At 55.2% G+C, this 14576-nt stretch carries 10 protein-coding genes; 8 read left to right on the top strand and 2 right to left on the bottom strand.

The window, feature by feature from the left end:
- Positions 1-89 precede the first annotated feature (89 nt).
- The 3 genes from AC0LWM_RS16925 to AC0LWM_RS16935 all read left to right on the top strand — a co-directional run bounded on the left by AC0LWM_RS16925 (position 90) and on the right by AC0LWM_RS16935 (position 4249).
- Complete coding sequence (locus AC0LWM_RS16925; protein WP_474676147.1) at positions 90-1061, top strand: Gfo/Idh/MocA family protein; 972 nt, start codon at positions 90-92, stop codon at positions 1059-1061.
- A gap of 34 nt (positions 1062-1095) precedes the next feature.
- Positions 1096-1860: a hydroxypyruvate isomerase family protein gene (locus tag AC0LWM_RS16930; RefSeq protein WP_474676148.1), complete on the top strand. Its 765-nt coding sequence runs from the start codon at positions 1096-1098 to the stop codon at positions 1858-1860.
- Between the two features lie 895 nt (positions 1861-2755).
- A complete protein-coding gene (locus AC0LWM_RS16935) occupies positions 2756-4249 on the top strand; it encodes an S-layer homology domain-containing protein (RefSeq protein WP_474676149.1) in 1494 nt (497 codons plus the stop codon).
- Positions 4250-4343: 94 nt separating this feature from the next.
- Here AC0LWM_RS16935 and AC0LWM_RS16940 read toward each other — a convergent pair whose 3' ends face one another.
- A complete protein-coding gene (locus tag AC0LWM_RS16940; protein ID WP_474676150.1) occupies positions 4344-5039 on the bottom strand; it encodes a response regulator transcription factor in 696 nt (231 codons plus the stop codon).
- A complete protein-coding gene (locus tag AC0LWM_RS16945) occupies positions 5039-7270 on the bottom strand; it encodes a sensor histidine kinase (protein ID WP_474676151.1) in 2232 nt (743 codons plus the stop codon). The genes AC0LWM_RS16940 and AC0LWM_RS16945 overlap by 1 nt, the downstream gene beginning before the upstream one ends.
- Before the next feature lie 99 nt (positions 7271-7369).
- On the opposite strand from AC0LWM_RS16945, the gene AC0LWM_RS16950 reads away from it, so the two are divergent.
- The 5 genes from AC0LWM_RS16950 to AC0LWM_RS16970 all read left to right on the top strand — a co-directional run bounded on the left by AC0LWM_RS16950 (position 7370) and on the right by AC0LWM_RS16970 (position 14283).
- Complete coding sequence (locus AC0LWM_RS16950; protein ID WP_474676152.1) at positions 7370-9118, top strand: sensor histidine kinase; 1749 nt, start codon at positions 7370-7372, stop codon at positions 9116-9118.
- Positions 9115-10542 (top strand): response regulator transcription factor, encoded by a 1428-nt coding sequence (locus AC0LWM_RS16955; protein ID WP_474676153.1) that lies wholly within the window; start codon positions 9115-9117, stop codon positions 10540-10542. The genes AC0LWM_RS16950 and AC0LWM_RS16955 overlap by 4 nt, the downstream gene beginning before the upstream one ends.
- 225 nt (positions 10543-10767) lie before the next feature.
- Positions 10768-12417: an extracellular solute-binding protein gene (locus tag AC0LWM_RS16960; protein WP_474676154.1), complete on the top strand. Its 1650-nt coding sequence runs from the start codon at positions 10768-10770 to the stop codon at positions 12415-12417.
- A gap of 71 nt (positions 12418-12488) precedes the next feature.
- The gene (locus tag AC0LWM_RS16965) at positions 12489-13379 is read left to right on the top strand and encodes an ABC transporter permease (RefSeq protein WP_474676198.1); all 891 of its coding nucleotides are present in this window, start codon (positions 12489-12491) and stop codon (positions 13377-13379) included.
- A gap of 19 nt (positions 13380-13398) precedes the next feature.
- A complete protein-coding gene (locus AC0LWM_RS16970; RefSeq protein WP_474676155.1) occupies positions 13399-14283 on the top strand; it encodes a carbohydrate ABC transporter permease in 885 nt (294 codons plus the stop codon).
- The last annotated feature ends 293 nt before the right edge of the window (positions 14284-14576 follow it).

The following is a 14576-nucleotide window of genomic DNA, read 5'->3' on the forward strand; positions in this document are numbered from 1 at the left end:
CCCCCGGAGGCGAGGTTATAATTTGGTTGGAAAGTTGTACCTGTCTCATCAAACCATTTATTAGAGGAGTCCGAAGGAGGAGTTTTTTCATGAGCGTGAAACTCGGATTTATCGGGACCGGCGGCATTGCACATGCCCACTTGAACAACTTGGCGAAAATGGATGGCGTGACGGTAAGCGCTTTCTACGACGTTGCCAAGGACCGCGCCGAATCGGCCGCAGCGGCTTGGACGGATGCGAGAGCCTACGACAAAGTGACGGATATGCTTGACGATCGGAAACTTGATGGCGTTTACATATGCGTGCCGCCGATGGCGCACGGAGAAGCGGAGTCGCTCGTCGTCGAGCGCGGACTTCCGTTTCTGGTCGAGAAGCCGCTGGGCATCGACAACGAAGTGCCGCGGAGCATCGCGGCGGCGGTTAGCGCGAAGAAGCTGATTACGTCGGTCGGCTACCACTGGCGTTATTCGTCCACTGTGCAGCAAGCGCGCGAATTGCTGAAGGAGCGCACGCTCGGCATGGCGCTGGGCTATTGGATGGGTGGCATGCCGATGGTTCCATGGTGGCGTAAGCAGGATGGCTCCGGCGGGCAATTCGTCGAGCAAACGACGCATATTGCCGACCTGCTCCGCTATTTGTGCGGCGAGGTAACGGAGGTTTATGCGGCGGAAGGCCGGCGCGTTATGGCAGGCAAAGTGGAAGGCACTACAGTCGCCGACGTGGCGACCGTTACGATGAAGCTGGCAAGCGGCAGCGTGGCGACCATCTCGAATACGTGCCTGCTGCCGATCGGGCATCACGTCGGGTTGGATTTGTACACGGATGCAGGCGTATTGGAAATCCGCGGCGATTCCTTGAAGGATATCGTTCCGGGGGACACAAAAGAAGTACGCAACGACAACAATCCGTATGCCGTCGAGGACGAAGCGTTCGTGCACGCCCTTCGTACGGGAGATGCATCGCGTATTCTATCGGATTACGCCGACTCGCTGAAAACGCATGAATTAACGATCGCGGCCAACGTCTCCGCTGTAACGGGTCAACCGGTACGGCTGGGTTAACGGCAAACCATTGTACGAAGAGGAGGAACTTCTCATGAAATATTCGCTTTGTATCGGCGCATATCCGGGCAAGGACGCCGTTTACCATTTGGAGAAAATCAAGGAGCACGGCTTTCACGGGCTTGAATACTACGGCTGGTGGGACCTCGACCTAGCCAAAATCGCCAAGGAGCAGGAACGTATCGGCGTGGGCATTTCCGGCACATGCGCCCGTTACTTCAACCTGGTGGACGCATCGCTGCGCGAGCAGTACATCGACGGCATCAAACAAACGATCGAGGCGTGCAAAATATTAAACGTCAAATCGATCATTACGCAAACGGGCAACGAAATGCCGGGCGTGCCGCGCGAAGTGCAGCGGGCCAACATGGTCGAGACGCTCAAGCAAGTTGCGCCGCTGTGCGAGCAAGCCGGCGTCGTCCTGGAGGTCGAGCCGCTCAACGGTCTTGTCGATCACGTAGGGCACTTCCTGCAGCGCAGCGACGAGTCGGTCGATGTCATCGACCAGGTCGACAGCCCGCATGTGAAGCTCGTGTTCGACGTATACCATCAGCAAATTACCGAAGGCAACGTCATCCGCAATGCAACGAATTATATCGGACGCATCAACCATTACCACATCGCCGACAATCCGGGGCGGAAGCAGCCGGGCACCGGCGAGCTGAATTACGTCAACATTTTGCAGGCGATCCGCAATACCGGATTTGACGGTTTTATCGGCCTCGAATGCGGCTACACGATCGACACGGACGAGGCCATCGAGCAATTCAAACGCGAGATCGCATCCAAGGTCGTTTAATGCACTCATATAACCAAGACTCGCCCGGCGAAATCCGCGGCGGGTCTTTTTTTACGATGGCGGGGCAGACTGTGAATAATAAATACAATATTTTACAAACAACTAATAAAAATATCTACGATGAATCTCTTTTGTCGATATCCCTTTCGTTCAGGAAACTATCTGCAGTGAATCTCTTTTGTCGAAATCCCTTTCGTTCAGGAAACGGAAACGTAACATCATTAGATTTTCAGGTAAGCGAAAAAATGTACGTTTCATACTCTGGACCCGTACAGCGAGGTGTGTGTGTCGACACTGGGCAACCTCTAAGATTGCCGAGGGGGGGTTGCTCAGAATTACGATGTAAAGTCGCATCATGAGATTTGACTTGGGACTAAGAATGCTCACTATGTCCATGGAAGATTCCTGAGTCAAGGGGATATCGACAAAAGGGGGATCTTAACTGCCCTTCACAAACCGTCTGTATAAAAATGTAAAACATTCCTTCTGAGCGAAGGGGATATTGACAAAAAGATCTTCCCCCAAGACTTCTTCGCTAGCAGATCGCTCGCGGAATAAATGGACCCCGCCGGCAGATCGCTCGCGGAATAGAATGAACTCCGCCGGCAGACGCTCGCGGAATAAATGGACCCCGCCGGTATATGCCGGACGGGGACTTTGTCGTGCTATCGGTTTAAGAAGCCACTGCGGTCGCGAGCGTGATCCGAATCGACAAGAGGCAGTCTCGCTTCTCCAGTGGGACAAGCTCGATCGATTATTCGGCCTGTTATGTTTTTGTAATGTCGCGTTTCGCATTTTTATTACATTGCAACGGGGGACGAAGTATTCTGGATTCAGGCAAGAAATCAAGATGTTCCTCAACAACAATCCACCATACAGAAAGCGAGTGTCGAACATGACAAAAAACAAGCAGGTCAGAACCAAATCCATCGTCGCGGCAGCCATCGCCGCAACTTTCGTATTGTCGCCGCTAGCGGCTAATGTATCGTATGCGGCGGCGGGCTTTACCGACTTGCAGCAAACGGGCAAATACGAATCGGCGATCGTCGAGCTGGCGAAGCAAAACGTCGTTTCCGGCTACAAAAACCGGTTCCAGCCGAACAATACGGTAAACCGCGCCGAGTTCGCCAAGATGGTTTCGCTTGGACTAGGCCTTGATTTGTCGAAAGGGCAAGGCGTTACGTTAACCGACGTCACGAAGAAGGACTGGTATTACAGCTATGCGACCGGATTAATCGGCAACGGGGCCATCGCGGCGGACAAGGGAGCATTTTCGCCTAAAGCTTCGATCACCCAAGAGCTGTTGGTTAAAACGGTAGCCGCTGTACTCCAGGTGGATGCCGCTGAATTGCAGGCCATGCTAGGAGAAAATTATGCAGCCGACAAAAATGCGACTCGTGCGGAAACGGCCTACATCATCTATCAAGCGATGCAGCTGAACAAGTCCATCCACGCAGAAGTAACCAACGTTAAAGTGTTGAACGCCATTACGCTGGAAGTGACGTTTTCCGCGCCGTTAACGAAAGCGGATGTCGATCTGGCGCAAGCGAAGCAAAACTTCGTATTCGACAACGGCATGGCGATTTTGAACGTGCCGCAGCTGAAAACGGGGGCGAAAGCAACCTATATCGTACCGACGACGCCGCATCAGGCCGGTACGGAATACACGCTGACCTACAAAGGGAAGAAGGCGGCTTCGTTCAAAGGAAGCGACGTGAAAATTCCGCTCCGTTCGGCGGCGCAAACGACAAACGATACGATTCAGGTGGAATCCCGTCTGGAAGATGGCGTAACGGATTACGGCAACGTGATTCAAGCGTATGCCGGTACTCGGGGCGGATTAGAATTCGCTTTGGATGAAAATAATATGTACAAAGGCAAAAAATACGAAATCCTCTCGTCGATGCGCGACAAAAAGGTGACCGTCACGCCGGAGGGCGGCGAGCCGATTATCGCTTCGTACGTGCCGTTCACGCAAGCGACCGACGGCCGTCAAACGCCGAAATTCCGCTTGCCGGCCGGACAGACGCTGAAACCGGGCGTGAAATATACGGTGACGTCCGAATGGGCGACCATTGCCAGCCCGACGTTTACGGCGAAAGAAATCGCGCCGCTCGTCATTCAATCCGTGGATGTGGTAAGCGAAACGACGCTGACCGTAACGCTTGCGCAGGACCCGCAAGACGAGCTGTTCGGCGGACGCAGCATTACACTGACAGCGCAGGACGGCACGAAGCTGACTGCCGCCTACAAGGTAACGACCCGCAAGGGCGCGACGGGCACGTTCGAGCTGACGAACGGCGGCAAGCTGACGCCAGGTGCGACCTATACGGTTGAGCCGGTCGGCGGCTGGGCGACCGCGCAGCAAGTTACCGTAACGGGGAAATAACACGCAAAGCAACGATATATGGAAAAGCCGTTCAACATGCGAATACGCTTGTTGAACGGCTTTTTTCTTGCAGGAGGCGAGCCAGAAGCGGCGTTCAAGCCTCCAGCATGTAGCCGACGCCGGGATAAGTCACGATCGCTTGCAGCGTCGGATCGGCCTGCTTCAGCTTCTGGCGGATGCGCGCGATCGCGACTCGCAAATATTCGACGTCGTCGCGGTATTCGCTGCCCCATACTTCGCTTAGCAGCTGCTCGTGCGTCATCACTTTGCCGGCATGCTGAAGCAGCAAAGCGAACAGCTTATATTCGGTGTCGGTCAGCTTGATTTCCTCCGCGCCATGAAAGATCCGCCTCTGCGCCAGGTTGACCGTTAGCGGCCCGACCCCGATTTCGCTCGCCCCGAAGCCGGTCGCAGTCTGGCGTCCGTCCGTTCTGCGCAAGACGGCATTCACGCGGGCGAACAGCTCGTCCAGCGCAAACGGCTTCGTCAAGTAGTCGTCGGCGCCGAGATTCAGCCCGGTGACTTTGTCGGTGGCGTCGCCACACGCGGTCAAGATGACGACGGCCGCACTCGAAAATTCGCGCAGCCGGCGAAGCGTCTCGAGTCCGTCCATCTGCGGCATGTTCAGATCGAGCAGGATGAGATCGGGGTCGAACAGGTCGATTTGCTCGAGCGCCTGGGCTCCGCTTGCGCAAGAGATCGTTTCGTAGCCAAGCGATTTCATGTTGGCGGAGATGAACCGGACGATTTTTGGCTCGTCGTCGACGATCATGATTTTATGTTTTTTCATCACGCTTCCCCCGTATTCATATCGTAAATCGGCACGGACACGGTAAAGACGCTGCCTTTGCCTTCCGTGCTCTCCACCGTGATTGTGCCCCCGTGCGCTTCCATGATTCCCTTGCAGATCGCAAGACCGAGACCCGTTCCGCCTGTTTGGCGGCTTGCCGAGACGTCGACCCGGTAGAACCGGTCGAAGATGCGGCCAAGATGCTCCGCGCCGATGCCGATGCCGTTGTCTTGAACGCGGACGGCGACAAAACCGTCATTCACGGCGGCTGAGACGCGTATGACGGGAAGGCTCGCATTGTAACGGATCGCGTTCGTGAACAGGTTGACGAAAACTTGCTCCAGCCGGCTTTTATCCGCGTCGATGATCGGGAGCTGTTCGTCCAGCTCCAATTGGAGCGTGGCATTGTCCGCGATATCGTGCGGCAGCCGCTTCCAGGCGTTCTCTACGATCGGTGAAAGCCGCGCAGGCCCGCGCTGGATTTGCAGCACGCCGGCCTCGATCCGGGAGATGTCAAGCCATTCCTCGATCAGCCGCTGGATGATGGCGGTATCCTCACGAATGCCCTCGAGCAATTCGCGTTTAAAGATCTCGTCCCACTCGGCGTCCGGCCGCAGCAGCGTTTCGACGTTGCCGCGGATGCTCGTCAGCGGCGTCTTGAACTCGTGGGAGGCGAGCGAGATCAAGTCGGTTTTGAGCCGGTCGACCTCGTGCTCCTTCGTCATGTCGCGCCAGACATACCCCCGTCCGAACACGCCGTTTTCGCCCTTTACGAAGAAAGTCGCGCCGTAAATATATTTTTCTTTGCCGTCCAGGGTGCGAATCCGGAACAGAGGCGCTCCGTTCTCTTCCTCAGGCGCGATCCGCCTGTCGGCAATCGCCCGGAACAGGCGCTCCTCGTCCAGCTCCGCAAGGCTGTCGGCCGGGATGCCGAAGATGTCGGCGAGCCTCCGGTTGGCGTAGACGACCTGCTTGGCGTCGTCGACGAGCACGATCGCGTCCGACATGCTCTCCAGCACGGCTTGCAGCGTCGCATGCTCTTGACGTATGCTGCGCAGCAGCTGTTCGTTTTGCCGGGTGCGCTCCTCGACCCGCTGCTCCAGACCGGCGTTCAGCGACAGAAGCGCCTGGCGATGCTCGCTGATCTGCTCGGCCATCCGGAAGAACCGGCCCGCCAGCAGGTTGAGCTCGTACGGGGAGCCGCGCGATCCGATGCCGTTCCGCTGCTGCGGCGCGGCAAAATCGTTGTTCGCGAGCCGGTCGGAATACTCGACCAGCTCGTGAATCGTGCCGTTCAGCCGCTTCGCCAAATAGGAGCCGAGCGCGATCGTCACGAGCAGCGTCAGCAGCAGCAGCGCCGCCGCCGAGGTCAACGTCTGCATGAACGCGGCATTGACGGAGCCGTAGGAGCGGGCGACCCATACGGTCCAGTTCAGGCTGTCGACGGCCCGGTACGTAACAAGCTCGTCCCGGCCGTAGACGGCGGAAAGGAACTTGCCCGTGCCGGTCCGCTCCTGAGCCGCTTGCCGTGCCGCCGGTTCCTCCGACAGGTCGGCGAGCGACCGGACCAGCGCCCCGTCCGGATGGTAGACCGGCCGTCCTTGGCCGTCGAGCACGACAGGGTAGGCGTCCGGGCCGTAATCGTATTTGACGACGAGCTGCTCCAACTGCCGGATGTCGAGAATGCCGACGACGTATCCGTCGTGGCGCCCTTCTTCGCTGTAGAGCGGCGTCGTGATCGCAACGATCGGGTCTTTGCCGCCTTCTCTCCCGAGAAAGAGCGGCGATATGATCGTCTTCGGCCCGCCGTCGGTGCTAGACTGACCGACGTCCCGGCCAAGATCGGCGCCGATCAGCGATTGCCCCGCGGCGTCCGTTTCCGGCGAAGCCGCCGTTACGATGCCGTCCCGGCCGGTGACGTACAGGTTCCGGAAGCCGGCCAAGCTTTGATGGACAGATTCGAGCTTGAGAGTAATGCCCGGCCTGTCCCGGTAAGGCGTGCGGGAGGCGCTGATCGTCGTCGCCAGCGTTTCGACGGCGTTGCGGCGGTATTGGACGTACGTTTCGACCGCATCGGCCAGCCGTTGGGTGGCGTTCATTTGCGTAATGTTATTTTGCCGCGTAAAATCATAAATCTGTTTGATTTGAATGGCGCCCAGCACGAGAACCGGAATGATCGCGATGACGGCGAAAGCCCAGGTGAGATGGGTGCGCAATTTATAATGCTTCATGAGGCCCCTCCGTTGCGGATATCAAATAAATGTTGATTGTGCCGCATGTTGTTTTATAATTATAGGCAATCTTGACGACGAGGAACGGTGATCGCAAGCATGTCCGACCATATACAAGGGGTCAGGTACCGATGGATCGATTCGCTCAAGCAGCGGTTGATCGTGATTTTGTTATTTATTTCAATTGTACCCATTTTATTGATTAGCTGGACTTCATATTTGTCCTTGAACTCCTTGCAGAACAACAAAGTGCGGGGAGGCATCCAAGACAATCTCGTGAAAGTGAAAATGACGCTTGAGAATAGTTTAAGCAATTTGAAGCATGTATCGCAACAGTTGGCGCTTGAAGGCAAGGTCGGGCGGAGCCTGTACAACTCTTTGACCGCAAATGGCATTCTCGACCGCAAGTTTGCGGAGAACGAAGTCGGCGAAGAATTGAGCTTTATTTTTTCGACGAATCCGAATATTTCGCTCATGGTGTACTTCAATGCCGATTCGGGACAATATATGTTCCAGAATTATCCGATCCGCAGCAAGTTCGCGATACAAAAGCTGCCCGTTCTGTCGCAGCAGAAGGATATGACTTATTATGGCCCGCACCGGACCGGGAGCGGCGTCGACGACCATTTCGTGCTGTCTTTGTCGCGCAAGGTCAATCTGTATGAACTGAACGATATTTATATTTACATCGAGTCGAACAACCAGGTTGTCGAGCAAACGTTTCAAGATACGCAATCCGGCATGGACATCGATTACGTACTTGTAAACAATTCGGGCGAGGTCGCTTACAGCGAGAATAGAGAGCGCTTTCCGGTCGGCTCGTTGTATGGGGAGCAAAGCAAAAAAACGATCGAGCAAGCAGGTTATTATGCCTTCGAGGAGCGAAGCGAGCTCGGCTGGACGATTGTCGGCCTTATACGGAAGGAGCTGTTCGAGAAGGAGGCGAGGACATGGTTCGCACGAATCGTCTTGTTCTCCTGCGTGACGCTTGGCATCAGCTTGTTGTTCGTTTGGATCATTTGGCGTACCGTATATAGGCCGTTAACGCGAATCGGAAAAGCGGTTCTATCGCTTGACAACGATCGTCCGACGGAGCCGAAATTAACGCGGCTCATCGAATTTGACGTGATCTTGAGTCAATTTACGTACATGCGGGCTAAAATCGCCGAGCTGATGAGCGACATCCGCGAGAAGGAGAAGCGCAAGGCAAGGCTGGAGGTTGATAAGCTGCTGCTGCAAATCAACCCGCATTTCATCCATAATACGCTGGACACGATCCGCTGGATCGCCCGCATGAACGGCCAGGACGAGATCGATCGGCTCGTTTCCACACTGAATCGACTCGTTTATTACAACCTTGGCAAAGGCGAAACGTCCACGCTGCGCGACGAAATCGACGCGCTTAAAGATTATGTCAAGCTGCAGGGCATTCGCTACAACTTCACGTTTAACGTCCGGATCGATGCCGAGCCGTCGGTGCTTGCGCTGCACATTCCGCGTTTTATTTTGCAGCCGATCGTAGAAAATGCATTGTACCACGGCGTCGGAGACGACGGCGTCATCAAGGTGGAGGTCGGACGCCAAGGGGAATCGTCGATCATGATCAAGGTGACCGATAACGGAGTCGGACTCGCCGAGGATGAGATCGAACGGCTATTGAGCGAATCCGAAGGGGAGCGGAAGAAGTCCGGCATGGGGATCGGCGTGCAGTATGTGCTGCGGATGCTGCGGTTCCAGTACGGCGAAGAAGCGGAATTCCGCATCGAGAGCGGCAAAGGGGAAGGAACGGCGATGATTATTATTTTGCCGGTAACGGCCGGCGACGAACAAGGAGGAGATCGGGCATGAAAGTACTGCTCGTTGAAGACGATCATCTGGTGCGCAAAGGGCTTCTGCTCATGATGCCGTGGGCGAACTTCGGCATGGACGTCGTCGGGGAGGCCGCCAATGGGGAGGAAGCGGTTCAATTTATGCAGGATCACGAGGTGGAGCTGCTTATTACCGACTTGGCCATGCCGAAAATGTCCGGCATCGACCTGATGCGGCATGTTCGGGAGCATTACCCGCATGTCTGGATCGTCGTGCTGACGTTCCACCAGGATTTCGAATATGTGCAGGAGGCGCTTCGCCTTGGGGCGATCGACTATATCGCCAAGGTGCAGCTGCAGAAGGAGCAGATGAGCGAGGTGCTGGCCCGGATTACGAACCGGATTCGCTTTGAACGGAATGGCAGGATGGCGTTTGCAGAGGTGCAGGCTCCTGTTCGCGCTCCTGCAGTTGAACCGGACATGGCATCGTGCGCTGCGAACGGGCGCTTGTTCGGCATCCTGCCCAATCCGCGGAGTCGGGGCGATCAGGCAATGCTCAAGCCGGAAGCGGAGGAACGCGATACGCTCATCCCGCTTGATGAGGACTTCTGGCTTTATGCGGAGCATGAGAGTCGCCCTGGCGATGTGCTGCCGTGGTTTCAATCGGAACGGAGCTACGAGCAGTGGTTATGGATCGAAGTGCTGGACAAGGACGTAAGCATCGGCGATCCTTCGGTGTCCGGCAAGCTGCGGAAATATCGCGCAGGGGCGTTCTGCTACGACTACAAGCCGGGGCAGTCGGCCTACAAGGTGCTGCTGCAGGATGCGGCGGAGCAAGCGCCGGCCGATGAAGCATCGGTCCGGGAGCTGCGCGACCTTGCATCGTCTCTTCAATGGGTGACGGACGACACGTTGTTTCAACACGCGATTGAGCGGTTCGAGACGCTGCGGCTTCCGCTATCCAAGGTGGAAGGGCTGTTCCAGTTCGCACAGTCGAAGTGGGACGTCTTCGCCGACACGTCGTCCGTGGGGCGCACCGAACCGGCGTTATATTGGGCCGACTGGAAATCATGGTTCCAGCACGTTCGGACGTACTTGCAAGGCAGGCTGATGAAGTCGGCGTATTCGGACGAAATCGTAACGAGCGTCATGAAGGCGGTCGACCTGATCGAGCGCGATTTGAGCCTTGAGCTGACGCTGAAGGATGTCGCCGGCGAGGTTCATTTGAGCCCCAGTTATTTCAGCCAATGCTTCCGGGACATCGTCGGGACGTTCTTCAACGATTACGTGCGCAGCATGCGCATAAGCCGGGCGCAGACACTGCTCAAGGAAACGAACAAGCCGGTTTATTGGATCGCTTCTCAGGTCGGTTATCCGAACGAAAAATATTTCAGCAAGCTGTTCCGCGAACAAACGGGGGTGCTGCCCAGCGAATACCGGGCGGGCGCCAACTTATCAAAATAACATGGCTCTGCCGAAGCGGAGTCTATTTTTCATCGTCTGATCGGTACATATTTGATCGTTTATTTCGAGGTTTAGCCGGCATTGCGCGGTATTGTGCGGCATCGTGCGAAGAAAAACAAATCGAATGTGCACCTGCCCGGCAACCGAATGAATCCTTCGCCGGGACAATTCCGGACTACAATGAAGTTGCAACATTACATTCACCGTTAAGGAAGGGGTTCGGTCATGAAAGCAATGAGCAAATGGTTGACGGCGGTGCTTCTGGTGACCATGCTGTTCGTTACGGCATGCGGCAAAGCCGAAGAAAACAAAAACGCGGATCAGAAGAACGCCGACGCGAGTCAAGGTACTGATGGCGGAGGAACGAAAGCGGACGAAAGCTCGGTCGTTGACGGCAAAATGAAAGAGCCGGTCACGATGACGATCGCCAAATCGGTCAATCCGCAGGATAAAAGCTTGCCGGAGGGCGATACGATCGACAACAACGCCTTCACTAGGTATCTCCAGCAAAAAACGAACGTCAGCTTCCAGGCGACGTTAACCGGCGCAGCGGGCGATTCGTACAATCAGAAGCTGCAGGTGGCGATCGCGAGCGACGATATCCCCGATGTGATGATCGTCAACGAGATGCAGCTGAAGCAGCTGGTCGAATCCGATATGGTCGAAGATTTGACGGATGTTTACGACAAATACGCCAGCAAGGTTTACAAAGATATTTATCAAAGCGGCGACAACCAGGCGCTAAAAAACGCCACGTTCGAAGGTAAGCTGATGGCCATTCCGGGTTCCGTCTTCGAAGCCGACAGCGTGGAACTGCTGTGGATTCGCATGGATTGGCTGAAGAAGCTTAATCTGGAAGTGCCGAAGACGGTCGACGATCTCGAAAAAGTCGCCAAAGCGTTCATTGGGCAAGATCCGGACGGCAACGGAAAAGCCGATACGATCGGTTTGACCGGCTCTCCTGATTTGTATTATACGCATGGCTTCGGCAGCATCTTCAGCGCATATCACGCTTATCCCGATTTTTGGGTGAAGGATGCTTCCGGGAAAGTGGTCAACGGATCAACGACGCCGGAAACGAAAAAAGGTTTGGAGAAGCTGCGCCAGTGGTACGCGGACGGCATTCTCGACAAGGAGTTCGCGCTTCGCAAAGATACGAACGAGCTTGTAGCCGGAGGTAAAGCCGGCATGTTCTTCGGCGAATGGTGGTCGCCGTGGGGCGGACCGATCGCCGACGCGGTGAAGGTCGACCCGAAAGCGGATTGGCAGGCTTTCCCGGTACCGCTTGACGATCAAGGCCAATTCAACGGCAAAATGACGAATATTTCGCCTTCGTACGTCGTGCTCAAAAAAGGCTTCGCTCATCCGGAAGCGCTGATGCTTGTGCTGAACGCCAACTTCGACGACGAGTTCGTCAACATCAGCAACACGCTGAACCCAAGCTACGAACCGATTCGTCTTGTCGTCGACTGGTCCGATGCCGTAACGCGCCGGACGGCGCAATTCCGCCAATATTTCGAGGGCAACACCGATACGTCGCAGTTCGATATGGAGGCGCTTCGCCTGCTTGACATCGTGAAGAAATATAAGGAAAATCCGACCTCCGAGCTTGAAGTGTGGCAGCCGTCGCACTCCTATCTAGTCGGCGGCGGAGCCTTGCTTGAGCCGATGAACAAGATTCGCAACCTGTATTACGGCAAAACCAAATCGATGGAAACGAAATGGACGTCGATTTCGAAGCTGCAAACGGAAACGTTCCTGAAAATCATTATGGGCAACTTGCCGCTCGAAGCGTTCGACGACTACGTGAGCCAGTTCAACAAGCTGGGCGGGGACGTCATTACGCAAGAAGTGACGGATGCCATCAGCAAATAAATCGAAAGACATGGAGGCGCCGGGCGTAACGTCCGGTGCCGCATGTCCGACGTTAACGGGTCGGTGAAATGATGAAAAGAGACAATACGGCGTTACATTACCATGTCATGCTGCTGCCAGGCATCGTTTTATTGATTCTGTTCAGCATCGTGCCGATGTTCGGCATTGTCATCGCGTTTAAAGACTTTTTGCCCCGTCGCGGGATTTGGGGCTCGGAATGGGTTGGCTTCGAGCATTTTCAATTTTTGTTCAACCTGCCGGATTCCCGGACGATCTTCGTAAACACGGTGTTTATCGCCTTGATGAAAATCATTGCGGGCATGATCGTACCGCTCACCTTCGCCTTGCTGCTGAACGAAGCACGCGTCAAATGGTTCAAGCGGAGCGTGCAAACGCTCGTTTATTTGCCTCACTTCTTGTCCTGGGTTATTCTCGCGAACATCGTCGTGGACATGTTCTCGACGCAAGGCATTATTAACCAGCTGCTCGGCGTGTTCGGCGTGGAGCCGATCATGTTCATGGCGAGCAACAGCTGGTTCCCGGCAATCATTGTCGGCAGCGACGTCTGGAAGGAATTCGGCTTCGGCACGATCATTTATTTGGCGGCGCTCACCGGCATCAACCCGTCGCTGTATGAGTCGGCGGTCATCGACGGAGCGACTCGCTGGCAGCAAACGCGGTATATTACGCTGCCGGGCTTGAAATCGACGGTCGTCCTGCTGGCTACGCTAAGCTTGGGGAACGTGCTGAACGCAGGCTTCGACCAAATTTTCAACATGTACAATCCGGTCGTATATGAATCGGCCGATATTATCGATACTTACGTGTACCGTGCCGGTCTCGTCGATGCCCAGTACAGCTTGGCAACGGCGGTGGGCTTGCTGAAATCGGTCATCAGCTTCATTCTGATCATGGTCTCTTACGGCTTGGCGTCCCGATTCGCCAATTACCGCATTTTCTAATCGCAAAGTTGGTGATTTGATGGTTATCAATCGAACATTATCGTCCCGCATTGCCGACACCGCCATCGTGCTCGTCCTTGCGGCCGTTTCCTTATTATGCGTCGCGCCGTTATGGTATACGATATCCGTATCGTTCAGCGACAAGTCGGTCGTGGCGGCGGGTATGGTCACCTGGCATCCCGTCGAGTTCACGCTAACCGCTTACGAGAAGCTGCTCGCCGACAACCGTTTTTTCCATGCGTTCGGCGTGTCGCTGGAGCGGGTGCTGCTGGGAGGCAGCCTCAACTTCATCCTGACGGCGCTCATGGCTTATCCGCTGTCGCGCAGCACGAAGCAGTTCCGGATGCGAAGCGTCTACATGTGGTTTCTGATCGTGACGATGCTGTTCAGCGGAGGATTAATTCCGTGGTTCATTACGATCAAATCTTACGGGCTGCTCAACACGATTTGGGCGCTTGTGCTGCCCACGGCCGTGCCCGTGTTCAACGTCATCCTGCTCGTCAACTTTTTCCGCAGCATCCCGAAGGACCTGGACGAGGCGGCGCTCATGGACGGAGCGGGCCCTTGGTACACGCTGTTCCGGTTGTACTTGCCGCTTTCCGTTCCGGCTCTGGCGACGATTACGCTGTTCAGCATCGTCGGGCATTGGAACTCGTTCTTTGACGGCTTGATCCTAATGACCAAAGCGGAAAACTATCCGCTGCAAACGTACATCCAGCAACTCGTCGTGCAGGTCAACATTAGCAGCTTGACGACCGAGGAACTGAAGATGATCGGACAGCTGTCGAACAAAACGCTCGATGCGGCGAAAATCGTCATTTCGATGGTACCGATCCTGCTCGTTTACCCTTTCCTGCAAAAATATTTTATCCACGGCATCATGCTAGGTTCCGTGAAAGAATAAGAAAAGAGCTTCTGACCGAAGCCCTTTCGACGACGAACCATTAAAAAAGCCGCTTGCGCGGGCGTAATGCCTGCGAAGCGGCTTTTTTTGGAGGTTTCTGCGGAACAAGCCAAGCATAAACTTCAGAGTCACGACTCCTCACGCACCTTAACAATAACTGCAAAACATGCCGTTAATTTTGGCCATCTCGGCCGATTTGGGGCAATTAACTGGAAAACATGTATCTATTTTCTGGGGAATAGGAGATTCCGATGGAATATCGTAAATTTACATACATGTTTTCCAGTTATTTT

It is taken from the genome of Paenibacillus sp. sgz302148 (assembly GCF_056120465.1).